Origin of the sequence: Microtetraspora niveoalba (assembly GCF_001570405.1) — a bacterium.
Classification (GTDB): Bacteria; Actinomycetota; Actinomycetes; order Streptosporangiales; family Streptosporangiaceae; genus Microtetraspora; species Microtetraspora niveoalba.
In genome coordinates this window covers 70,695-92,285 of sequence record NZ_BBYM01000035.1, presented here as the reverse complement: position 1 = coordinate 92,285, position 21,591 = coordinate 70,695, and the positions used below count along the sequence as shown (strand labels likewise).

The 21,591-nt window shown below is 72.1% G+C and carries 25 protein-coding genes; 9 read left to right on the top strand and 16 right to left on the bottom strand.

Features of this window, described 5'->3' with window-relative positions:
- The 4 genes from AWQ70_RS41590 to rimP all read right to left on the bottom strand — a co-directional run.
- On the bottom strand, window positions 1-465 hold a 465-nt coding region (locus AWQ70_RS41590; protein ID WP_245647210.1), incomplete at its 3' end, for a translation initiation factor IF-2 N-terminal domain-containing protein.
- Window positions 466-669: 204 nt separating this feature from the next.
- Entirely contained in the window at window positions 670-930 is a 261-nt protein-coding gene (locus tag AWQ70_RS29985) for a YlxR family protein (RefSeq protein ID WP_084517961.1), read from the bottom strand.
- A gap of 8 nt (window positions 931-938) precedes the next feature.
- Window positions 939-1,928 (bottom strand): transcription termination factor NusA, encoded by a 990-nt coding sequence (gene nusA, locus AWQ70_RS29980; protein ID WP_067183389.1) that lies wholly within the window; start codon window positions 1,926-1,928, stop codon window positions 939-941.
- A gap of 23 nt (window positions 1,929-1,951) precedes the next feature.
- Window positions 1,952-2,452: a ribosome maturation factor RimP gene (gene rimP, locus AWQ70_RS29975; RefSeq protein ID WP_067183385.1), complete on the bottom strand. Its 501-nt coding sequence runs from the start codon at window positions 2,450-2,452 to the stop codon at window positions 1,952-1,954.
- Between the two features lie 138 nt (window positions 2,453-2,590).
- On the opposite strand from rimP, the gene AWQ70_RS29970 reads away from it, so the two are divergent.
- Complete coding sequence (locus AWQ70_RS29970) at window positions 2,591-3,139, top strand: hypothetical protein (RefSeq protein WP_067183382.1); 549 nt, start codon at window positions 2,591-2,593, stop codon at window positions 3,137-3,139.
- Window positions 3,136-3,603, top strand: coding sequence for a ferritin-like domain-containing protein (locus AWQ70_RS29965; protein ID WP_067183379.1), 468 nt, complete (start codon window positions 3,136-3,138; stop codon window positions 3,601-3,603). The genes AWQ70_RS29970 and AWQ70_RS29965 overlap by 4 nt, the downstream gene beginning before the upstream one ends.
- Window positions 3,604-3,640: 37 nt before the next feature.
- Here the strand turns inward: AWQ70_RS29965 and AWQ70_RS29960 are convergent, their stop codons facing one another.
- Together AWQ70_RS29960 and AWQ70_RS29955 are read right to left on the bottom strand one after the other, a co-directional pair.
- Window positions 3,641-5,383, bottom strand: a complete 1,743-nt coding sequence (locus tag AWQ70_RS29960) for a proline--tRNA ligase (RefSeq protein ID WP_174552434.1) — start codon at window positions 5,381-5,383, stop codon at window positions 3,641-3,643.
- Window positions 5,384-5,529: 146 nt separating this feature from the next.
- Window positions 5,530-6,195 (bottom strand): hypothetical protein, encoded by a 666-nt coding sequence (locus AWQ70_RS29955; protein ID WP_157530597.1) that lies wholly within the window; start codon window positions 6,193-6,195, stop codon window positions 5,530-5,532.
- 115 nt (window positions 6,196-6,310) lie between these two features.
- Between AWQ70_RS29955 and AWQ70_RS29950 the strand changes: the two genes are divergently transcribed.
- Entirely contained in the window at window positions 6,311-7,291 is a 981-nt protein-coding gene (locus tag AWQ70_RS29950) for an acyl-CoA dehydrogenase family protein (RefSeq protein ID WP_245647209.1), read from the top strand.
- Window positions 7,292-7,318: 27 nt separating this feature from the next.
- On the opposite strand, the gene AWQ70_RS29945 is transcribed toward AWQ70_RS29950, so the two are convergent.
- On the bottom strand, window positions 7,319-7,807 hold the full coding sequence (locus AWQ70_RS29945) for a hypothetical protein (RefSeq protein ID WP_084517960.1): 489 nt from the start codon (window positions 7,805-7,807) through the stop codon (window positions 7,319-7,321).
- Between the two features lie 260 nt (window positions 7,808-8,067).
- Between AWQ70_RS29945 and AWQ70_RS29940 the strand changes: the two genes are divergently transcribed.
- A complete protein-coding gene (locus AWQ70_RS29940; RefSeq protein ID WP_067183366.1) occupies window positions 8,068-9,402 on the top strand; it encodes an FAD-dependent oxidoreductase in 1,335 nt (444 codons plus the stop codon).
- Window positions 9,403-9,484: 82 nt separating this feature from the next.
- Window positions 9,485-10,690: a DUF6986 family protein gene (locus AWQ70_RS29935; RefSeq protein ID WP_067183362.1), complete on the top strand. Its 1,206-nt coding sequence runs from the start codon at window positions 9,485-9,487 to the stop codon at window positions 10,688-10,690.
- 11 nt (window positions 10,691-10,701) lie between these two features.
- Here AWQ70_RS29935 and AWQ70_RS29930 read toward each other — a convergent pair whose 3' ends face one another.
- The 4 genes from AWQ70_RS29930 to AWQ70_RS29915 form a co-directional block, all read right to left on the bottom strand.
- On the bottom strand, window positions 10,702-11,295 hold the full coding sequence (locus AWQ70_RS29930; protein ID WP_084517959.1) for a GNAT family N-acetyltransferase: 594 nt from the start codon (window positions 11,293-11,295) through the stop codon (window positions 10,702-10,704).
- Window positions 11,292-12,764 (bottom strand): APC family permease, encoded by a 1,473-nt coding sequence (locus tag AWQ70_RS29925; RefSeq protein ID WP_067183359.1) that lies wholly within the window; start codon window positions 12,762-12,764, stop codon window positions 11,292-11,294. Before AWQ70_RS29925 ends, AWQ70_RS29930 begins: the two co-directional genes overlap by 4 nt.
- Before the next feature lie 33 nt (window positions 12,765-12,797).
- Window positions 12,798-13,439, bottom strand: a complete 642-nt coding sequence (locus AWQ70_RS29920; protein ID WP_157530595.1) for a GOLPH3/VPS74 family protein — start codon at window positions 13,437-13,439, stop codon at window positions 12,798-12,800.
- A gap of 523 nt (window positions 13,440-13,962) precedes the next feature.
- Window positions 13,963-14,439 carry an integrase gene (locus AWQ70_RS29915; RefSeq protein ID WP_067183413.1) on the bottom strand — a complete coding sequence of 159 codons (477 nt, stop codon included), beginning with the start codon at window positions 14,437-14,439 and terminating at the stop codon, window positions 13,963-13,965.
- 108 nt (window positions 14,440-14,547) lie between these two features.
- Here AWQ70_RS29915 and AWQ70_RS39390 point away from each other — a divergent pair, with 108 nt between their 5' ends.
- Window positions 14,548-14,703, top strand: coding sequence for a hypothetical protein (locus tag AWQ70_RS39390; protein WP_157530593.1), 156 nt, complete (start codon window positions 14,548-14,550; stop codon window positions 14,701-14,703).
- On the opposite strand, the gene AWQ70_RS29910 is transcribed toward AWQ70_RS39390, so the two are convergent.
- The 3 genes from AWQ70_RS29910 to AWQ70_RS29900 form a co-directional block, all read right to left on the bottom strand.
- Entirely contained in the window at window positions 14,700-15,380 is a 681-nt protein-coding gene (locus AWQ70_RS29910) for a copper homeostasis protein CutC (protein WP_067183353.1), read from the bottom strand. The two genes, AWQ70_RS39390 and AWQ70_RS29910, sit on opposite strands and share 4 nt — an antisense overlap.
- 65 nt (window positions 15,381-15,445) lie before the next feature.
- Window positions 15,446-15,997, bottom strand: coding sequence for a GNAT family N-acetyltransferase (locus tag AWQ70_RS29905; protein WP_067183350.1), 552 nt, complete (start codon window positions 15,995-15,997; stop codon window positions 15,446-15,448).
- Window positions 15,998-16,244: 247 nt separating this feature from the next.
- Entirely contained in the window at window positions 16,245-16,997 is a 753-nt protein-coding gene (locus AWQ70_RS29900; RefSeq protein ID WP_067183347.1) for a GntR family transcriptional regulator, read from the bottom strand.
- A gap of 142 nt (window positions 16,998-17,139) precedes the next feature.
- Between AWQ70_RS29900 and AWQ70_RS39385 the strand changes: the two genes are divergently transcribed.
- From AWQ70_RS39385 to AWQ70_RS29890, 3 genes are all read left to right on the top strand, one after another.
- On the top strand, window positions 17,140-17,373 hold the full coding sequence (locus AWQ70_RS39385) for a hypothetical protein (protein WP_157530591.1): 234 nt from the start codon (window positions 17,140-17,142) through the stop codon (window positions 17,371-17,373).
- Window positions 17,374-17,889: 516 nt separating this feature from the next.
- Complete coding sequence (locus AWQ70_RS41585; RefSeq protein ID WP_084517957.1) at window positions 17,890-18,558, top strand: flavin reductase family protein; 669 nt, start codon at window positions 17,890-17,892, stop codon at window positions 18,556-18,558.
- A complete protein-coding gene (locus AWQ70_RS29890) occupies window positions 18,555-19,709 on the top strand; it encodes an acyl-CoA dehydrogenase family protein (RefSeq protein WP_067183344.1) in 1,155 nt (384 codons plus the stop codon). The genes AWQ70_RS41585 and AWQ70_RS29890 overlap by 4 nt, the downstream gene beginning before the upstream one ends.
- On the opposite strand, the gene AWQ70_RS29885 is transcribed toward AWQ70_RS29890, so the two are convergent.
- Window positions 19,706-20,527: an ATP-grasp domain-containing protein gene (locus tag AWQ70_RS29885; protein WP_067183341.1), complete on the bottom strand. Its 822-nt coding sequence runs from the start codon at window positions 20,525-20,527 to the stop codon at window positions 19,706-19,708. The two genes, AWQ70_RS29890 and AWQ70_RS29885, sit on opposite strands and share 4 nt — an antisense overlap.
- 113 nt (window positions 20,528-20,640) lie before the next feature.
- Window positions 20,641-21,534 (bottom strand): SDR family NAD(P)-dependent oxidoreductase, encoded by an 894-nt coding sequence (locus tag AWQ70_RS29880; RefSeq protein ID WP_067183338.1) that lies wholly within the window; start codon window positions 21,532-21,534, stop codon window positions 20,641-20,643.
- Window positions 21,535-21,591 lie beyond the last annotated feature (57 nt).

The window sequence follows — 21,591 nt, the reverse complement described above, 5'->3', positions numbered from 1 at the left end:
CTTGGGAGCCGCGCCACTCGGACGGGGCCCCGGAGCAGCCGGACGCGGAGCCTCGGGCCGCGGCGCCTCCGGGCGTGCGGCCTGCGGACGCGGCGCGGGCCGCGCCGCCTCGGGCGCGGGCTGCGTCGGGTGAGGCATCGGAACCGGACGGGGCGCGGGCCGCGGGCCCGGCTTGGGGACCGGCCTGACGCCGGCGTCCGGAGACTGGGCAACAGGCGCCGCCGCGCCACCGGCCTGGCCCTCGGCCGGCCTCGGCGCAGGTCGCTGCGCCGGACGGGGAGACGACTTGCCGCCCCTGGAGGAGTCGCCCTTACCGAACGCCTCCGTAAGCTTTCGGACGACCGGTGCCTCGATCGTCGAGGATGCCGATCGCACGAACTCGCCCATCTCGGTGAGCTTGGCCATCACGACCTTGCTCTCTACTCCGAACTCCTTGGCGAGCTCGTAAACCCGGACCTTCGCCACTGCACTCCCTAACTCGGCCCGGGAGGCTGGCAGTGCCGCCGGACCGTCGCTACCTAGACGTACTCATCGCCGCGTGCTCATCAGGCGCTCATAGCAATCTGACTCCGCCCATCAACTCGGCGTCCCTTACAGACAGTTTCTTCCGACCTCATGCCGACTCTGAGATCAGCAATTGGTAACCATTCACCCGGTCAGCGTCGAGCGTCAAGGCCCCGCCAGGAAGTCACGCAGACGCGCCGCATCGAGCGTCCTCCCGGTGCGAAAAGCGCGGGAGAACGCGCGGCGACGCATCGCGAGCTCCAGACAGCCCAGCGCGGGATGCAGCGAAGCACCCCGCCCAGGAAGCCGTCCTCGCAGGTCGGGGACGATGACGTCCTCGACCACGACCAAGCGGAGCAGCTCGGACTTGACCGTGCGAACCCGGCAGCCCACGCATGTTCTCAGCGGGACCGCTTTGGCCACCATATTCCAGCTTACCTTGCCGACGCATCTGCGGGATCGGCCGGTGCCTCCTGGGTGTCCGGCCGGATGTCGATGCGCCATCCGGTGAGCCGGTTGGCGAGACGGGCGTTCTGCCCTTCCTTGCCGATCGCCAGCGAGAGCTGGTAGTCCGGCACGATCACCCTGGCGACGCGGGCCTCCGCGTCCACGACCTCGACACGGGAAACACGCGCGGGCGACAGGGCATTCCCCACGAACTCCGCCGGGTCCTCCGACCAGTCGATGATGTCGATCTTCTCGCCGTGCAGCTCGGTCATCACGTTGCGCACCCGCGACCCCATCGGGCCGATGCAGGCGCCCTTGGCGTTGACGCCGCCCTTCCGGGAGCGTACGGCGATCTTGGTGCGGTGGCCGGCCTCCCGGGCGATGGCGGCGATGTCCACCGTGCCGTCGGCGATCTCGGGCACCTCCAGGGCGAAGAGCTTCTTCACCAGGTTGGGGTGCGTCCGCGACAGCGTCACCGACGGCCCCTTCGGTCCCTTCTTCACCTGCACCACGTAGCACCGGATCCGCTCGCCGTGGTTGTACTCCTCGCCGGGGACCTGCTCGTTGTGCGGGAGGATCGCCTCGATCTTCCCGAGGTCGACCAGGACGACCCGCGGGTCCTTGCCCTGCTGGATGATCCCGGCGACGAGCTCGCCCTCGCGGCTGGCGAACTCACCGAAGTTGATCTCGTCCTCGGCGTCGCGCAGCTGCTGAAGGATCACCTGCTTGGCGGTGGTGGCGGCGATGCGGCTGAAGTTGCCGGGGGTGTCGTCGTACTCCCTGATCACCTCGCCGCCCTCGCCCAGCTCGGCCGCCCAGATGCTCACGTGCCCGGACGTCCGGTCGAGCTCCGCCCTGGCCTTCTGCGCCGCGCCCTCCGTGCGGAAATAGGCGATCAGAAGCGCGTCCTCGATCGCCTTGACGACAAGGTCGAAGGAGATGTCCTTCTCCCGCTCCAGGCTGCGCAGGACGCTCATGTCAATGTCCACAAGGCTCCCCCTTAGCCCTCGTCCTCGATGTCCTCATCGAGGTCATCGCCGTGGCCGTCGTCCGCCCGGCTGAACTCCACCTGGACCCGGCCGCGCGCCAGGTCCGCGAGATCGATGCGGCGCGCGCCGTCCAGCTCCACGCCGGACTCGTCCGCGCCGGTCACCCGCCCCTCGACGGAAGTGCCGTCCTTCAGGTCGGCCTTGACCAGCCGGCCACGGGCCCGCCGCCAGTGGCGCGGCTCCGTGAGAGGCCGGTCGACTCCGGGCGAGGTGATCTCCAGTACGTACGGGCTGCCGCCCAGCACGTCGGCCTCGTCAAGCTCCTTGGAGACGGACCGGCTGACCTCCGCCACGTCGTCGAGGCTCACGCCGCCGTCGCGGTCCACCACCACGCGGACCAGCCGCCGCTTGCCCGCCGGAGTGATCGTCACGTCCTCCAGATCGAGCCCCTCGGCGGCGATCACCGGGCCGAGCAGCTCCAAAAGGCGGCCGCGTCGAGCATCGTCGCCCATGCCGACCTCCCTGATTCAAATGCCTGATTCAATTGGCGTACCTCGCCGAATGTGCCAACAGCCTATCGACACCACGGGGCGGAAAGAGCGCGACGCCTGGCCACGAGTACGGCGTCATCCCCCGTACGATGCTGTGTCGTGGACGGAGGATCGACGCTGACGAGGCGCTCGCTGCTGGGCGCCGCGGCCGCCGGGATGCTGGTCTCGGGCTGCTCGTCGCCTCCCGCCGCCGAACCCCCGGCGCCCGCGCGTCCCGATCCCGACACGCTGTTGCTCAGGTCGCTGATCGCGGACAAGGAGCAGACCGTCGCCCTGTACCGGCGTGCCGCGCTCTCCCTGACCGATCTGGCCGCCGAGCTGCGGCCCTTCGAGCAGCGCCACCTGGCCCATCTGGCCGCCTTTCACCGCATGCTCCCGCAGGGCGCGGACGCCTCCGCCCCCGCGTCCCCGCCGCCGTCGGGGTCTCCGTCTCCGTCCGGCTCCCCGTCCGTGTCCCCCTCGACGTCCCCCTCGACGTCCCCCTCGACGGCCGCCGTCTCGCTGGCCGACCTGCGCGGCGCGGAACGGCGCGCGGCGGCGGCCCGGCCAGGACAGATGGCCGGGGCCTCCCCCGTCCTGTCCCAGCTCCTGGCCAGCGTCGGCGCCTGCGAAGCCGTGCACGTGGTCGCGCTCGGGAGGCTGCGATGAACGACCCGCTCGCCAAGGTGCTCGCCGCCGAGCACGCCGCCGTGTACGCCTACGGAGTGGTCGGGGCGAAGACCGCCGGCGCGCTGCACACGAAGGCCGTCGCCGGTTTCGACGCCCACCGGGCGCGCCGCGACCGGCTGCGCGCGCTCATCGTGCGGCGGGGCGGCACACCGCCCGAGCCCGGCCCGACCTATCCGCTCCCGTTCGACGTGAAGGACCAGGCCGACGCCGTACGACTCGCCTCGCTGATCGAGGAGCGGGTCGTCACCGCGTATCTGGAGCTCGCCGCCGACGGGGACGCGTCGTTGCGGCGGCTCGCCGCCCAGGCGATGCAGGAGGGCGCGACCCGCGCGTACGGCTGGCAGCCGGCGGTCGGGGCGTTCCCCGGGATGCCGGCCGAGAGGACCTCGGGGTCCCCGCCGGTCAAGACCGAGCCCACGCCCGTCCCCGCGGTCTCACCGTAGAACGGCTGCTCCGCGGAGACGGGCCCGGACGCAGGTGTCAGGCCCGGCAGGCGGCGAGCACCCGGTCCACGGCCTCGGCGAGCGGGATCTCCTCCTTGGCGCCGGTGGCGCGGTCGCGCAGCTCGGCGACGCCCTGCGAGAGGCCGCGGCCGATGATCAGCACGGTGGGCATGCCGAGCAGCTCGGAGTCCTTGAACTTCACGCCGGGCGAGACGCCGGGGCGGTCGTCCACGAGGACGCGCAGGCCGCGTGCCTCGAGCTCCTCGGCGAGCTGGGTCGCCACCTCGATCTGGTTCTCCTTGCCGGTGCCGACGATGTGCACGTCCGCGGGCGCGATCTCCCGCGGCCACACCAGGCCGAGGGCGTCGTGCCGCTGCTCGGTGACCACGGCGACGGCGCGCGAGACGCCCACGCCGTACGAGCCCATCGTGACGCGGATCGGCTTGCCGTCGGGGCCGAGGGCGTCGAGCCCGGCGGCGTCGGCGTACTTGCGGCCGAGCTGGAAGATGTGGCCGATCTCGATGCCGCGGTCGATCGACAGCGGGTGCGCGCAGCGCGGGCAGGAGTCGCCGGCCCGGATCTCCGCCGCCTCGATGGTGCCGTCGGCCTGGAAGTCGCGCCCGGCGACGACGTGGGCCGCGTGCTTGCCGGGCTCGTTGGCGCCGGTGACCCAGGCGGAGCCGGCGACGACGCGCGGGTCGACGAGGTAGGTGATGCCGAGGGAGGCGAGCACCTGCGGGCCGATGTAGCCGCGGACCAGCCCGGGGTGCTTGGCGAAGTCCTCGGCCTCGAAGATCTCGGGGATGCCGGGGGCGACGGCGGCCTCCAGCCGCTTGAAGTCGACCTCGCGGTCGCCGGGCACGCCGACGACGAGGACCTCGACCTCGTCGCTGCCGGGTGTGCGGACCTTGACCACGATGTTCTTGAGGGTGTCGGCCGCGGTGATCCCGAGCCCGTAGTGCTCGTTGACGTGCTCGACCAGCGACTCGATGGTCGGGGTGTCGGGCGTGTCGAGGACCCGCAGGGCGGGCTGCTCGGCCGTCACGGCGGGCGGCGCCGGCGTGGTGACCGCCTCGGCGTTCGCCGCGTACCCGCAGTTGTGGCAGGCGACGAAGGTGTCCTCGCCGGTCGGGCAGGGCGCGAGGAACTCCTCGGAGGCGGAGCCGCCCATCGCGCCGGACATGGCGAAGCAGATGCGGTAGTCGATGCCCAGCCGGTCGAAGATGCGGATGTAGGCCTCGCGGTGCTGCTCGTAGGAGTGCTTGAGGCCGTCGTCGTCGAGGTCGAAGGAGTAGGAGTCCTTCATGACGAACTCGCGTCCGCGCAGGATGCCCGCCCGAGGCCGGGCCTCGTCGCGGTACTTCGTCTGGATCTGGTAGAGGGTGACCGGATAGTCCTTGTAGGAGGAGTACTCCCCCTTGACCATGTCGGTGAACATCTCCTCGTGGGTGGGACCCAGGAGGTAGTCGGAGCCCTTGCGGTCCTTCAGCCGGAAGAGCGTGTCGCCGTACTCGGTCCAGCGGCCCGTCGCCTCGTAGTAGTCGCGGGGCAGCAGGGCGGGGAAGAGCACCTCCTGCGCGCCCATCCGGTCCATCTCCTCGCGCACCACGCGGGTGACGTTCTCCAGGACGATCTTGCCGAGCGGCAGCCAGGAGTAGATGCCGGGCGCGACCCGCCGGATGTAGCCGGCGCGGACGAGCAGCTTGTGGCTCGGCACTTCCGCGTCCGCCGGATCCTCACGCAGGGTGCGCAGGAACAGGTTCGACATACGCAGTAGCACGGCTACTCCTCGCTCGTGGTGGGAGATCTCATGAGAGACGATGTGCTAAGGCTATCGACTCCGGGCCGCGCACCGCCCATCGTTATCCACAGGCTCCACCGTGATCTACGTGGTCGTCCGGCGGGGCGCGGCGTCAGGGCGCGACGCTAGAGCGCGGCGGCCAGGGTGTAGACGGCGGCGGCCCCGAAGGCGATCCCGGAGGCGTTCAGGCGGCACCGGAAGGTGGGCCGCAGGAACAGGGCGCAGGCCACGCCGAGGACGACCGCGGCGCCGGCGGCCCACTCCCACACCGGGAGCACGGCGCCGTTCATCCGGCCCAGGCAGCCGTCCACGACGTCGACGAGGAAGAGCAGGGCGAGGCCGCCCGCCGCGACGTCGCCCCACACGTCGCGCAGCCGGGTGACGGACGCGAGCAGGCCGCTCAGCACCATGAGGAACAGCAGGCGGTTGAGGGCCTCGGCCACGCCGCCGTCCAGAGGGGACTGCCCCCCGATGACGGCAGCGCAGAGGATCCGGGAGATCAGCACGCCGAACGCGGTGAGGGTGCAGTTGACCAGCGCCCAGCCGAACCCGAGCGACAGGCGGCCGGCCAGGATCACGACGGCCAGGTACAGGTAGGGGTCCGCGGCCGCGGACACCTGCGCGGGGGCGAACCTGCCGCCCAGCGCGGTGAGCACTCCGGCGACCACGCCCATGGCGAGTCCGAGCAGCATGCCGCGCTGGATGCGGCGTTCCCACCGCTCCAGGTCCGCGAAGTCGCCGGGCGGGTCTCCCCCCACCCGGCGCCGGAACTTGTCCAAGGCCACAGCCACTCGATCCCCCAAAATCATCTAAAAGTGGCAATGACCAGTGTATATACATCCCAAAACAGGACAAAATACTCCATAGGACAGGTACATCAAGCAAACGCTTGTTATGCTGCCCCGCGTGACCTCTTCTGATGAACTGCGCGAGCTGCGAGTCGCCGTACGATCCTTCCTCGAGGCCCACCCCGGCACGGCGGACCAGACCGTGTGGCGCCGCTTCGCCGGAGAGCTCGGGGTCGCCGGGATGGCCGTCCCCGAGGAGTACGGCGGCGCGGGCTGCGGGCTCGCCGAGGCGGCCGTCGTCTGCGAGGAGATCGGCCGGGCGCTGTCACCGCTCCCCTATCTCGCCACCGCCGTCCTGGCCGTGTCCGCGATCACCGAGTCGGGCGACGAGGACGCCAAGGAGCGGCTGCTCCCCGGCATCGCGGACGGGACCGTGACGGCCACCGTCATCTTCCCCGACGAGGCCGAGCTGACCTTCGAGGGGGGCCTCCTGAACGGCGTGGCGCCGTACGCGCTGGACGGGGAGGTCGTCCTCGCGTACGTGGGGGACGCCCTGGTCGAGGCGATCCCCTCCGCGCGCCGGCCGCACGTCACGATGGACCAGACCCGGCCGCTGGCCGAGCTGACCTTCGACGGCGTCCAGGCCCGGCGGATCGGCGACGCGGGGGCACGCGACCGGGTGCGCGACCTGGGTGTCGCCGCGCTCGCGGCGGAGCAGGTCGGCGGCGCGTCCCGCTCCCTGGAGGCGGCCGTGGAGTACGCCAAGCAGCGGCACCAGTTCGGCCGCCCGATCGGCTCGTTCCAGGCGGTCAAGCACAAGCTGGCCGACGTGCTGCTGCTGGTGGAGTCGGCCCGCTCGGCGGCCTACCAGGCGTGCGCGGCCCCCGCCGACGAGCTGGCGGTCTACGCGGCGATCGCGGGGTCGTACTGCACCGAGGCCTACCTGGCGGCGGCCGGCGAGAGCATCCAGGTCCACGGCGGGATCGGCGTCACCTGGGAGCACGAGGCGCACCGCTACTTCAAGCGGGCGACCTCCGACTCCCAGCTCTTCGGGCCGCCCCAGGCCCACCGGGCGCGGCTGGCCCACTCCGTCCTCTGACCACGGCCGGGAGGGGCGGCCGGTCGGTCAGCCGCCGAGCAGCTCCTCCCAGTGCCTGCGGGCGCCGCCGCGGCCCTCCGGCTCCTCGCCGGCGGCGATCGAGGCGGCCATCCGCCACAGCCCGGGGGTCGTGCGCAGGCGCTCCAGCCCGAGCGGATCGACCGCGCGCAGCAGGAAGCCGACGCCCATGACGTCGAGGTCCGCCGTCGTACGCGTGACGAGCCCGGACGGCGTGACCAGGCGGGACGGCCCGGACGGTCCCGCGTCGCCCCCCGGCTCGCGCACCCGCTCGACGAGCAGCTCGGCCACCTCCGAGGCGTACGGGCCGTCGCCCCACTCGATGTGCCAGCTCTCGTCCGCCGCGCGCCACCAGCTCAGGTCGCGGCACGCGTCGCGCATCTCCGCGTCTCCGGTCAGCGCGGCCAGCACCCGGCCGAGCGCCTCGTAGCGCCGCGCGTCCGGCAGCGGCTCGGCCTCCGGGCGCGCGTCGGGCAGCCTCCTACGGAATCCCCTCATGTCTGGGAGCGTGCCATCCGGCCGCTGGTGCGTCCCCGGGTTTCTCCGCCTTTTGCCCACGAGGATCAACTTTGATCGTCGAGGCAACCCCACGCAAGCCCTCATTCGCGACATTTCCCCGCTCCGGGGGCCGCGCCACGGGCGGGACCGGACGACGGGCGAGGCGTGGGCAAGACATCCTCCGGCGGTGGCGCGGCCCACCTGGCCCAATGGGGTCCTCGTGGTAAAGAATCACGTAAAGGACGCCTGCCCTGGAGGCCATGGTGACGTTGCGCGTGGCGATCGTGGGATCGGGACCGGCCGGGATCTACACCGCCGAGGCCCTGTCCAAGCAGTCCGGCGAACCCGTCGAGATCGACGTCCTCGAACGGCTGCCCACCCCCTACGGCCTCGTCCGGTACGGCGTGGCCCCCGACCACACGTCGATCAAGTCGGTCGCGGGCTACCTGCGGCGGGTGCTCGAGTCGCCGGGCACCCGCTTCCTCGGCGGCGTCGAGCTGGGGTCCGACGTCTCCGCCGACGAGCTGCTGGCCTGCTACGACGCGGTCGTCTACTGCACCGGGGCGATGGTGGACCGGCACCTCGGCATCCCGGGCGAGGACCTGCCGGGCAGCGTCGCCGCGACCGACTTCGTGAACTGGTACTGCGGCCACCCCGACGTCCCCGCCGACGCCTTCACGCTCGACGCCGAGGAGGTCGCGGTCATCGGCGTCGGCAACGTCGCCGTCGACGTCGTGCGCGTCCTCGCCAAGACCGCCGACGAACTGCGCGGCACGGACGTCCCGGAGGAGGTGCTCGACCGGCTCGCCGCCTCCCGCGTCCGCCGGATCCACATGATCGGGCGCCGGGGCCCCGAGCACGCCAAGTTCACCCTCAAGGAGCTGCGTGAGCTGGGCGAGCTGACGAACGCCGACGTCCGCACCCTCCCGCACGAGGTCGAGGGCGCGGACGTCGAAGGGCTCTCCCGTCAGATCAGGGGCAACGTCGAGGTGTTGCGCTCCTGGTCCGCGCGGGTTCCGCAGGGCCGGCCGCGCGCCTTGGACGTGCGCTTCTGGCTGCGCCCGGTGGAGATCCTCGGCGCCACCCGCGTCGAGGGCATCCGGCTGGAGCGGACCCGCCTGGTGGACGGCCGGGTGACCGGCACCGGCGAGTTCGAGACCGTCCCGGCCGGCATGGTGCTGCGGTCGGTGGGCTACCGCAGCGTGCCGCTGCCCGGCGTGCCGTTCGACACCGGGACCATGACCGTGCCGAACGTCGCGGGCAAGGTGACGGGGGCCGAGCGCCAGTACGTCGCCGGATGGCTCAAGCGGGGCCCCACCGGCGTGATCGGCACCAACAAGTCCGACGCCGCCGAGACCGCGCGCACCCTGCTCGCGGAGGCCGTCCCCGGGACGGCGGCCACCAAGCTGGACGACCTGCTGAGCGCGCGCGGCGTCACCCCCGTGACGTACGACGACTGGCTCGCGATCGAGGCGGCCGAGGCCGACCTGGCCCGGGCCCTGGGGCGGGGCGAGCGGGTCAAGCTCGTCGGCCGTCCCGCGCTGCTCGCCGCCTGCGGCCGCGCCCCCCGGGACACGGCGGGCGCCCCGTCCTGACCGGCCCGCGCCGCTTCCCGGCGGCCGGGGTACGACGGGCCTCGTCCCGACCCCTACGGGGCCGCTTTGCGAGGATCGGGGTATGAAGACGACCCTGCCCGAACCGTCCGGCCTCATCGGGGGCTTCGAGGAAACCTATCGGGAGCAGTCTGAGCGGTTCGCCGGGACGGAGCCCGCCTGGCAGCCGGTGCACACCATTTACGTGCCCGCCGACCGGGTCTCCGCGACCACGGTCGACGAGTGGGGGCGGGCTGCCACCGAACTGCTCCACGAGCACCTCTTCACCCCCGGGGAGCTGCCGCCGCTGTGCGGGCTCGACCCCGATCTGGCCGCGCCCGTCCACGACCGCGTCCGCAGGAAGCTGCGGATCGAGCCGGTCGAGGACCTGCGCGTCGACTTCGAGGACGGGTACGGCCGGCGCCCGGACGCCGAGGAGGACCGGCACGTCGAGAGCGCCGCCGACGCCGTGGCGGCGATGGCGGAGGCGGGCACGCTGCCGCGCCGCTGGGGGCTGCGGGTCAAGTCGTTCGCCGACGGGGACCCCGTACGCAGCGTCAGGACGCTCGACGGTTTCCTCACGGAGGTGCTCAGGCGCGCGGGCGAGCTGCCGCCGGGCTTCACGGTCACCTTCCCGAAGGTGCTGATGGAGGCGTACCTCGGGCAGTTCGCCGGCTGCCTGGAAGCGCTGGAGGGCGCGCTCGGCCTGCCGGAGTGCGCCCTGCGGTTCGAGATCCAGGTCGAGGCCCCCCAGACGGTGGCGTTCCTGCTGCGCTCCCCCGACCTGGTGCCGTCCCTCAAGGGACGGCTGGCCGCCGCGCATTTCGGGGTGTTCGACTACACCGCCGCCTGCGGGCTGCCCCCGCACGAGCAGCGGCTCGACCACCCGGTGTGCGACCAGGCCAGGGAGGCCATGCGCATCGTCTTCGCCGGGACCGGGGTGGAGCTGTCCGACGGCTCGCTCGCCGCCTCCCCCGCGTCCAACTCGTCCCAGGATGTCCGCGCGCTCTGGGCCCGGCACGCCGAGCTGGTGGCGCACTCGCTCTCGCACGGCTTCTACCAGGGGTGGGACATGCACCCCTCGCATCTGGTCAGCCGCTACGCCGCCGTGTACGCGTTCCATCTCGCGCACTACGAGGAGTACCGCGCGCGGGTGGAGGCGTGGGAGCAGCGGCGGGACGCGGGCGGCGGCATCATGGACGAACCCGCCACGATCAGGACCGTGATGGCCGCGCTCACCCGCGCCGACAACGCCCTCTGCCTGCTGGACGGCGCCGCCGACGGCGGGTAGCCGCCGGGCGGTCAGTCCGCGCGGGAGACCGGCTCGCGCCACATCGGATACATCACCGGACCGTCGGGCAGCCGGAGCAGCTCCGGCATGTCCACGTAGCCGTGCCGGAGATAGAGCCGGCGGCTCGCCTCGCTGCTGGCCTCCAGGTACGCCGGCGTCCCTTCGGTGTCCAGCCGCCGGTGGTGCTCCTCCAGCAGCAGGCTGCCGAGGCCGCGGCCGGTCCGCCCCTCCAGCAGGGCGATGAACGCCAGGTAGTGGTGCGGCTTCTGCGGGCGGAGCTCGTCCATGAGCGCGCCGAACAGGTCGTAGCGTTCGGCGTGCTCTCCGGCGAAGGACGCGATCCGCTCCTCCTGCCCGGGGATCTCGGGGTACGGCGCGCTGAACCAGACCGCGACCCCGGCGAGCTCGCCCGACTCGCGGACCCCGTAGATGTGGCCGTGGTCGAGGGCGTGCGCGGTGTGCATGGTGAAGAACCGACGCTGGATCGGCAGCCGGTCCCGCTCCGGCGGGATGAGCCACCGGGTGATCTCGTCGCGGCTGAAGGTTTCGGCGATGAGCTCGCCGGCCGCGTCCGCGTCGGTCATGCGAGTGATTTCGGCGGTCACCTGGCACCTCCTCCGGCGGCGTGCGCGCCCAGGCCGATGTTGGCGTACACCTCCGGCCTGGTCGCCTTCAGGACGCGCGCCCACGCGACGCCGAGGGCGATCGCGACGGGGAAGATGCCGGGCAGGATCCAGCGGATGACCGAGTCGGGCGCGACCCCGAGGACGGTGTCGAAGTTGATCAGAGTCATGCCGATGATCACGCACAGCGCCACGGCGGCGAGGGCCGGGGCGACGCGCGTCCGCCAGGCCGTCTCGCCCGTGGGGTTCCGGGCGAAGAACACGATCACCGAGATCGAGGTGACGGTGAGCAGGGTCAGCAGCCCGAGCCCGCCGAACGCGCCGAAGGTGAAGAACAGCTTCGTGACCGGGTCGAGGTCGAAGGCCGCGTAGACGACGATCACGATCAGTCCGAGCGCCGTCTGCAGCACGGAGCCGGCCATCGGGGCGGCGGTGCGGGCCGAGGTGCGCCCGAACACCGGCGGAAGGACGTTCTCACGGCCCAGCGCGAAGATGTAGCGGGCCGTGGTGTTGTGGAAGGCGATCATGCACGCCATGCTGCTGGTCACGAACAGCACGGACCCGATCGTCGAGACGGCCGAGCCCATGTGGGCGGCCGCCTGGTTGAAGATCAGCTCGGTCCCCTGCTCGGACGCCGCCTTGACGATCCCGTCCGGCCCGGCCGGCACCGTCTGCGCCCACGCGGAGACCGCGTACAGCAGCGCGATGATCGCGATGCCCACGTAGGTGGCGACGGGCACGGTCCTGTCGCGGTCCTTGGACTCCTCGGCGAAGACCACCGACGACTCGATGCCGGCGAACCCGGCGACGACGGTGGCGAGCGCGGCGCCCACGCCGGGCACGAACAGCGCGCCGGGGTTGAAGCCCTCGAAGCTCACGCCGCTCGGGGCGGCGTGGAACAGGTCACCGAGGTCGAACACCAGGACGACGGCGATCTCGCTCACCAGGAGGACCGAGAGGATCTTGCCGTTGACGTCCACCCGCAGCAGGCCGAGCAGGCCGGTCAGCGCCCACGCCACCAGCGCGATCACCCACCACGGGGGCGAGGCGCCGAACCAGTCGAGGAGCAGCGGCTCGGCCGCCGACCCGATGATGCCGTAGAGGCCCAGTTGCAGCGCGTTGTAGGCCAGCAGGGCCACCCACGCGGTCGCCACCCCCTGCGTCCGGCCGAGCCCCTGCGCCGCGTAGGCGTAGAACGCGCCCGCGTTCACGACGTACCTGGCCATGGTCACGTACCCGACGGCGAAGAGCGTGAAGATCGCGCCCAGCATCAGGAACGCGAACGGCACGCCGATGACGCCCGTCACCGTGTACGCCGTCGGGACCGAACCCGCGACGACCATCAGCGGCGCCGCCGCGGAGATGACGAAGAACACGACCGACGGGACACCGAGCCGGTCCTTGGCCAGTGCGGCGGAGACGGCGCCGGGCCGTTGCTCTGTGAGGGACATTCGGAACTCCGTGAGATGGGGGGTGGGGAGGGTTCACCGGCGGCTGATGACGGCTTCGCCGACGGCGACCTCGGTCTGGGCGATGAGTCTCCGCAGCGGCGCCGGGAGCACGGCGATCGCGGCGGCCGCGAACGCGGGGTCGTGCTCCCGCAGAGCCCGCTCGGCGCCACCGGTGGCGACGAAGAGCCCGATGAGGACGCAGTCCCTCACCGCGGGCGGCGTGCGCCGCTCGGCGGCGAGGTTGAGGCGGGCGAGCGGCCACGCGGCCGTGTTCGTGTTGACGGGGGTCGCCGGCTGCTGTTTCAGCAGGTGGCGCGACGGCGGGTTGAGCAGCTTCGCGGCGATCATGACGGCGGTGACGTCGGCGTAGATCGTGCGGGCGAAGAAGTGGAGCCAGGTGATCAGAGGGTGGTGCGGCTCGGCGACGAGGTGGTCGAGCACGCTCTGCGCGAGCGGGTCGCCGGCGGCGTCCCGGGCGGTCACGTAGAGCCGGTCCCGGCCCGGCGCGAGGTCGAGCGTCACACGCCCGGCGAGCATCAGCTCGCCGATGACGGCACCCGCGAGACCCAGGCTCGCGAGGCGGGGATGCAGTCGCGGACGACCCGTCACGTTGTCGTGCATGACGAAGAAAAGATCGACTGCCAGTGACGGGCTCGGAAGATCACCTTCAGCCACGAACGGCGATAATACAGGTGACGGTCAAACGTGTCATTGATGATTGTTGTCCGATTCTGGACATCGGACGAACAGCCATCATTGACTGGATATTGAGGGAGCCGAGCAAATTCGGGAAATGCCTTATATATCTTTTCGGGCGGAACGATAGCGCGACGACCGGCACCGAACGCCGAGCACCGAAAGCGTGGATCGCGAAACCGCGCGGAGCGGCCATCGCGGGAGTTCTCGGCGATCCGGCGGCCCCGCGAGACCTGCCCGACGCGGGGGTCCCGCACCGGGCGAATGAGCCCTCCTCCTCGGCCGGGCAGCGGTCCGCACACCGGACCATTTGCGGCCCCGATATAACCCCATTTGTCGACACCTCGGACCAAATGATGCGGGACCGGCGATCAGGCGGCGCGGAGGTCGATATGGACCGCGCTCAGACGCCTTCTGTTCGTCAGAGGAATCCGCAGCGAAAACCCGAGGCCGGTGGCGGCCCCTCGCATCCGGCTACCGGGCGGGTCTCGCGTCCGGCCGGCTACGTGCGCGCGGCCGGACCGGGGGTGCCCTCCTTCGGGAGCGGGCCGGCCGCGAGGGTCGTCCGCCGCTCGAAGGCGCGGATCACCCGCGCGGTCGGATCCGGCGCGTCCGGCAGGCGAAGCCGATCGGTGAGCAGGAAATCGGGCACCTCCAGCGCGGACGCGTGCTCGCTCTCGGTCAGCATGAACGTCCCGCCGCGGATCTCGGGCTCCCAGCCGTTCTCCATCGCGTACTCCACGAGTGCCCGCACATCCCGGGGAGCCGGGTAGGAGCCGTCGGTGGCGCACGCGGCCCACGGCGTGCCCCAGCTCTTGGACAACAGGTCGGCCTGCAGGGCGCGGCCGTTCTTGCCCGCCCCCCAGATCCGCACCCGGATGCACCGGTGGCAGTCGCCCTCACCGCTCACGTGGCGGATCTCGGCGCGCCACATGAACGGCCGCCCGCCGACGGTCAGCTTCCGCAACCTCGTCCGCACCCGGCCCACCCCGCATCACGAATCGGCCCGCCACGCGTCCTCGGCCGTCCTCGCCCTACCGGGAGAACGCGCCGACCGAGAACGCCCGAATGCCGCGGAGCCTAGACGTTGTCGAGGAGGCGGCGCCAGCCGGTTACGCCGGGCGCCCGGCCGGGCCGGTCAAGGGGTGAGGCGGCCGACGCGGGCTTCCTCATCGCGATCGACGTGTTCGAGGTGCCGGGCCTGTTCGCCGCGTTCGGACTCCCGCCGAGCCCGGACGTCTAGACGTTGTCGAGGAGGCGGCGCCAGTCGCGTACGCGCGAGGCGTCCACGGGGTGGGCCCATGATTCGCGTACGGCGCTGCCGACGTGGAAGGCGCGCACACCGCGCTCGGCCAGCACGGGGACGTGCTCCTGCTTGAGCCCGCCCCCGGCCAGGATGATCTCGCCGTCTCCGGCGTCGGTGCGCTCGCGCAGCACCGGCAGGCCCTCGCCGACGCCGGCCGGGGAGCCGGACGTGAGGACGGTGGCCAGGTTCGGCAGCAGCCGTACGGCACGCCAGGCGGCCCGGACGTCGGCGGCGTTGTCGACCGCCCGGTGGAAGGTCCACGGGAGCGGCGCGACCGCGTGGATGAGCGCCTCGGTCGCCTCCATGTCGACCGCGCCGTCGGCGGTGAGGAAGCCGAAGACGAACCCGCCCGCCCCCGCCTCGGCCAGCGCGCGGGCCTCCTCGCGGAGGCGGTCGAGTTCCTCGCCGGTGGTCGCGAACCCCGCGTTGCCGCGCAGCATCACCATCTGGGGCAGCGAGCACGCCCCGGCGATCGCGGCCACCACCTCCGCCGAGGGGGTGAGCCCACCTGAGGCCATGTCGGACACGACCTCCAGCCGGTCGGCTCCCCCTTCCTCGGCGGCGACGGCGTCACGCACGTCCAGCGCGATCACTTCCAGCAGCGATGCGGTCATGTACCGAACAGTAGCCGGTCCGTTTGACACGCTGTACGGCATGCGCCCTGTTCAGCATGAGATCGCTACCTTGTGCGGGCGGATGTCACGGTGGCGCCCGCCCGGCGCTCGAAGAGCGCTCCCGACGCCCGGTGGGCCAGGTCCACGGTCCTGACATGCCGGAACCCCAGCTCGGCGTAGTAGCGCTGCAGCCGGAGATTGTCCTTGGAGCAGTCCAGCCGGAGCCAGCGTCTGCCTTCCGCCGCCGCGCGCAGCCCGGCCCAGTCGAGGAGCGCCTCGCCGAGCCCCTTTCCGGCGTACGCGCGGCTCACCGCGAGCTTGTGGACGTAGCGGGCGGTGTCGGGACGGTCGTCGCGGCCCCAGAACTCGGGGTCGGCGTGGCCGTCGAGGGCGACGGTCGCGGCCGCTCCGGTCCCGTCGTCGAGGACGTACATCGCGCCGGCGGCGATGAGCGGCTCGATGCGGGAGGCGGGGAAGCCGTCGGCCGGCCACTGCCGTACGCCCTGGGAGGCGAGCCACCGGGCGGCGTCGGCGAGCAGGGAGAGCACGGGGGAGAGGTCCTCGTGCACGGCCCGGCGGAGGGTGAACTTTCCGGGGAGGAGGATGCGGGACGACATGATCGATTCCTTTCTGTGGTGCTTCGGGCACGGAAAGTCACCGATGGAGGGCGTGCGCCTCCGCGCGGCCTCGTAGGGCGTTCAGCGGGAGCGGCCTTCCAGCGGCGTTCGCCCGCCGGATGGCGGCCTTCTCCAGCGCGTGGAGGGGGCAGGCCGTGACTGGTGCGACGGCGAGCGGGCCCCACGGTCGTCCGTGGGGAGGAACGAGGGGGAACGCCCCGTCAGGCGACGGGGGATCCGTGGCGCGTCATCGGGCTTCCAGCTCGTATCTGATGAGGTGCTTGTCGGCGGGGAGCACCGACACCGCGACGCGTACGGGGACGTCCTCGGGGTCGTATCCGACCCGGACGTAGACGACGACGGGGGTGCCCGGCTCCAGCTGGAGGCGCGACGACTCGTCGGGGGTGGGCATGCGGGCGGAGATGTCGTCGATGACGCGGACCTGGGGGTGTCCCAGCTCTTCGAGCACCCGGTTCGCGCCCCGCCTGATGTCGCCGGGCCGGGCGATCTCCGAGTCGGCGACCAGGCCGTACGGGAAGTAGGAGTCGTTCGTGTTGTACGGCTGGCCGTCCACGAAGCGGAGGCGGCGGCGCACGACGGCGAGGGCCCGGCCGGTGATGGCGAGCCGGGTCGCCACGTCCTCCGGGGGCTGGACGATGGCCACCTCGATGTCCTGGCCGGCCTCGCGGCCCTCCGAGGTGACGGCGTGCACGAACGCGTCGATGCGGGGCTCCCCCGCGCGCAGGGACAGCAGCTCGTCCTGGGGGCGGATGAGGAGCGGGCGGCGCTCGCGGACGAACGTGCCGCGGCGGCGCATCCGGAGGATCAGACCCTCGTTCTCGAGCTCGCCCAGCGCCAGCCGCACGGTGTTCCGGCTGACCCCGTGGGCCTCCATGAGCTCGGCCTCGGTCGGGATCTGGTCGCCTGGCCCGAGCGCTCCCACGTAGATGGCCTTGCGCAGCTCGGCGGCCACCTGCTGGTAGAGCGACGATCGTGCCATTTTCCCTCAAATCTACCCTTTTGTTCCAACAAATTTAGACGATCTCTGTCTTGCTGCAAACAACCACTTGACCTGAGCGGGCGGACCGCGCATCATCCAAACGTTGGTACAAATCCATCGAATGGGAGCGGGAGTGCCGCAAGTGGCACCCCACACCTACCAGAGCAGCGGAAGCGGGATGTCGGTGCCGTCGGTATCTACCGAACTGACCGTCTGGTGCGAGAACGGGGTCTTCGCCTGGAATGCGGGTGGGGTCGTCGTCACGCACCCGGCGGACGACCCGGCCGGCGCCGCGCTGCTGATCATGCGCCATCAGACGGGATCGGCCGGTCCCGGCGAGGATGACCGGCCACCACGGACTCCGCGCGATCAATGACGGCCACGACCCCAACCCTCGCCGGGGTCGTGACCGTCTCGCCCGGAGCGTGACGTGTCCTGGCGGGCTCCCCACGCCCGCCAGGACGCGTCACGTCATCTCCCGCATCCCCGTTTCACCCCCACCGCCTCGCGGTGTCCCCGAGCGGCGCGCCTCCGACGCCCGTCCGGCTCGCGTCCGCGCCGCCACCCCACACCGGCCTCCCTGCCGCCCCCTGCCGCCCCCGCCCGCCCGTACGGCTCCCGCCCGGCCGGGACCGCGGCGCGCGCGTAACAGGCAGCGGGAATGACAGGGGCGGAAATCGGCTTGTCATTCAGCGGAGACCGCCGCCGCGTCCGGGCGGGGCAACGGCTCCGCGGAAGCGGCCCCGTACGCCGCGCCGCCAGGCGCCGGAGCGGGTCGCCGCCGACATACGAGGGGTCACCGCGGACGTCCGAGGGGGTCGCCGTAACTTTCTACCAAACGCTTGTTATGGTGACCGCAGGACACGGCGGGACTGAGGGAGGAAGCGCCAGGATGAGCACCGACGCGGCCCGGCCGACCACGCCGGACACCGCACATTCCTCCTCGCGCGGCCCCGGTCCCCGCCATCCCGCCGGCGAGCACGCCCCGCCGACCGCCGACGGGCACCACGCCCGCACGGACGCCCGACCCGAGCGGGCAGCCCTCGGCGCCCGTCCCGGCCGGAACGGGCGGCACGCCTCCCCCTCCGACAACAAGCACTTCCGTAACGTCCTCGGCCGGTTCGCCACCGGAGTCGTCGCCATCACGGCCGTCGACGAGGCGACCGGCGATCCGTGTGGTCTCGCCGCCAACTCCTTCACCTCGGTCAGCCTGGACCCGCCTCTGGTGGCGTTCTGCGTGGCGCACACCAGCACGAGCTGGCCCCGGGTGAAGGCGGCCGGGCGGCTGTGCGTGAACGTGCTCGCCGAGAGCCAGCGGCAGGTGTGCGATCGGCTCGCGGCCAGGGGTGGGGACAAGTTCGCGGGCCTGTCCTGGAGCCTCTCACCCGCGGGCGGTCCCGTCTTCGACGGCACGCTCGCCTGGCTCGACTGCACGATCGAGAGCGAGCACCCGGCCGGGGACCACGTCATCGTGGTCGCCCGCGTCCACGGGCTCGACAAGCACGAGGACGGCAATCCGCTCGTCTTCTTCCGCGGAGATTACGGACGGTTCCACGCATGACGCTAGAAAGCTTCAGAGAAGAGGTCCGGGACTGGCTGGAGGCCAACCTGACCGGCGAGTTCGCCGACGCGCGGGGGCTCGGCGGGCCGGGCCGCGAGCACGAGGGCCACGAGCTGCGGGTCGCCTGGGAGCGCCACCTCGGCGCGGCCGGCTGGACCTGCCTCGGCTGGCCCAAGCAGTACGGCGGGCGCGACGCCACGCTCGACGAGCAGGTCGTGTTCTACGAGGAGTACGCGCGGGCGAACGCCCCGGCGCGGGTCGGCCACATCGGCGAGGGCCTGATCGGCCCGACCATCCTCGACTTCGGCACGCCCGAGCAGAAGGAGCGGTTCCTGCCGCCCATCCAGAAGGGCGAGGAGCTGTGGTGCCAGGGCTACTCCGAGCCCGACGCCGGGTCGGACCTCGCGAACGTGCAGACCAAGGCCGTGCTCGACGGCGACGAGTGGGTCGTCACCGGGCAGAAGGTGTGGACCTCGCTCGCCCACGTCGCCGACTGGTGCTTCGTCGTGTGCCGCACCGAGCCGGGCTCGCAGCGGCACAAGGGCCTGTCCTACCTGCTGGTCCCGATGGACCAGCCCGGCGTCGAGATCCGGCCCATCACGCAGATGACCGGCACCGGCGAGTTCAACGAGGTCTTCTTCGACGGCGCCCGTACGGCCGCCGCGAACATCCTGGGCGAGCCCGGCGACGGATGGCGGGTCGCGATGGCGACGCTCGGCTACGAGCGCGGCGCGTCCACGCTCGGCCAGCAGATCGGCTTCCGGCGGGAGCTGGAGTCGGTGATCGAGGCCGCGCGCAGGTCCGGCGCGGTGGACGACCCGGTGCTGCGCGACCGGCTCACCCAGTCCTGGCTCGAACTGGAGATCATGCGCCTCAACGCGCTGCGCACGATGACCTCGCTGGGCGCGGGCGAGCCCGGGCCCGAGGTGTCGATCGCGAAGCTCTACTGGTCGGAGTGGCACCGCAGGCTGGGCGAGCTGGCGCAGGCCGTCCAGGGACGGGCCGGGCTGGTCGCCGACGGCGAGCCGTACGACCTGAACGACCTGCAGCGGCTGTACCTCTTCAGCCGGGCCGACACCATCTATGCCGGTTCGAGCGAGATCCAGCGCAACATCATCGCCGAGCGCACACTCGGCCTGCCCCGCGGTTAGCTTTCCAGCATCTCCACCAGGGCGCGGGCGAAGAGGTCGGGGGCGTCCAGCTCGTACCGGAGGAAGAGGTACGGCTCGGTGAGTTCGAGCTCGATGAGCACGGGCTCACCGTCCGGCATCCGGACCAGGTCGACGCGCGCGTAGAGCAGCCGCTCGGGCACCTTGCTCAGCACCAGCTCGGCCACCTCGAACTGGTCCGCGTCCGGGTCGCGCAGCGTCGCCCTGTTGTTCAGGTCGAGGTCGGGGCCGCCCTTCGCCAGCATCGGATGCCGCCGTACGGCGTGGCTGAACTCGCCGCCGAAGTAGAGCAGCGACAGCTCGCCCTCGTGCTCGACGGTGTCGAGGTACGGCTGCACCATGACGGTGCGCCCCTGGCCGGCCAGCCGGGCGGCGTGCGCCTCGGCCTCGGCCCGGTCGGCGGTGCGGACGGTGTCCCGCGCGCCCGCCGAGATCGCCGGCTTGACCACGTACTCGTCCCACTCGGGGATCCCCTCGTGACTCCAGTGCGTGGGGACGGTCGGCACGCCGAGGTCGCGCAGGTAGGTCTTGTCGGTGTTCCATTCGAGCACCCGGGCGGGGTTCAGCAGCCGGGTCAGCCCAGCGGTCCGGTGGGCCCAGGCGACGAACTCGTCCCGGTGGTCGATGTAGTCCCACGCGGAGCGGACCACCGCGGCGTCGAACGAGGCCCAGTCCACCTCCGGATCGTCCCATCGCACCGGCGTTCCCTCGACGCCCGCTCCCAGCCAGGCCGCGAGCGCGGTCTCCCGCTCGTCGTCGTGTCCCAGCGGGTCGGCGAAGGTGACGTAGGCGACCTTCATCGCGCTCCCATCATGTCGTGTCAGTACCTAAAAATCGTACGGACATGTCAAAGCGGGAGCGGCACTCGGGGGCGGGCCTCGCATGAGCAGGCCGGTGTCGCCGTCCGGGGGCGTCAGGCGGAGCCGCGGACGGGCACGGGAACCGGGGCGTGGGCGAGCAGCTCCGCGACGGCGGCGCCCACGTCGGCGCGGTCCCACTCGCCCCGGCCCGCTCTGGGGCCGTGCCGCCAGCCGGTCGCCAGGGAGATCGCGCCCTCCCCCACCTCGAACACGCGGCCGGTGACATGCCGCGACCCGGCGGACCCGAGCCAGGCGCTCAGGGACGCCACGTCGATCTCCGCGGCGCCCGCGGCGCCCTCGCCGAGCGCGCCCGCCGCGCCTTCCCCGGCTCCGCCGTGCGAGGCCGCGGGCGCGACGGCGTTGACGGTCACGCCGTACCGCTCCAGCTCGGCGGCGGCGACCTGGGTGAGCGCGGCGATCCCGGCCGTGGCGGCCGCGTAGTTGCCCTGGCCCGCGCTGCCGTACAGGCCGGCGGCCGACGAGGTGTTGATGACGCGGCCGTCCACGGGATGCCCGGCCGCGGCCCGCTCCCGCCAGTACGCGGAGGCGTGCCGGAGCGGGAGGAAGCAGCCCTTGAGCTGGGCCCGGATCACGTCGTCCCAGTCGCCCTCGGTCATGGTCACCAGCGTGCGGTCGCGGGTGAAGCCGGTGGCGCCGACCAGGACGTCCAGGCCGCCGAAGGCGCTCAACGCGGACTTGACCAGCCGCGCCGCCCCGTCCCAGTCGGCGACGTCGTCGCAGCTCGCCACGGCCTGGCCGCCCTCGGCGCGGATCTCCTCGGCCACCTCGCGGGCCGGTCCGCCGCCGCGGCCGTAGCCGTACGGACCCGCTCCGAGATCGTTGACGACGACCTTCGCGCCCTGCCGCGCGAACTCCAGGGCTTGCGCGCGCCCGATGCCGCGTCCGGCTCCCGTCACCACGACGACCCGGCCCTCGCAGATCCCCATTTATCGACCCTTTCCACCGTGATCTCGACAGTGTTCTGGAGCGGAGATGATCTGTCC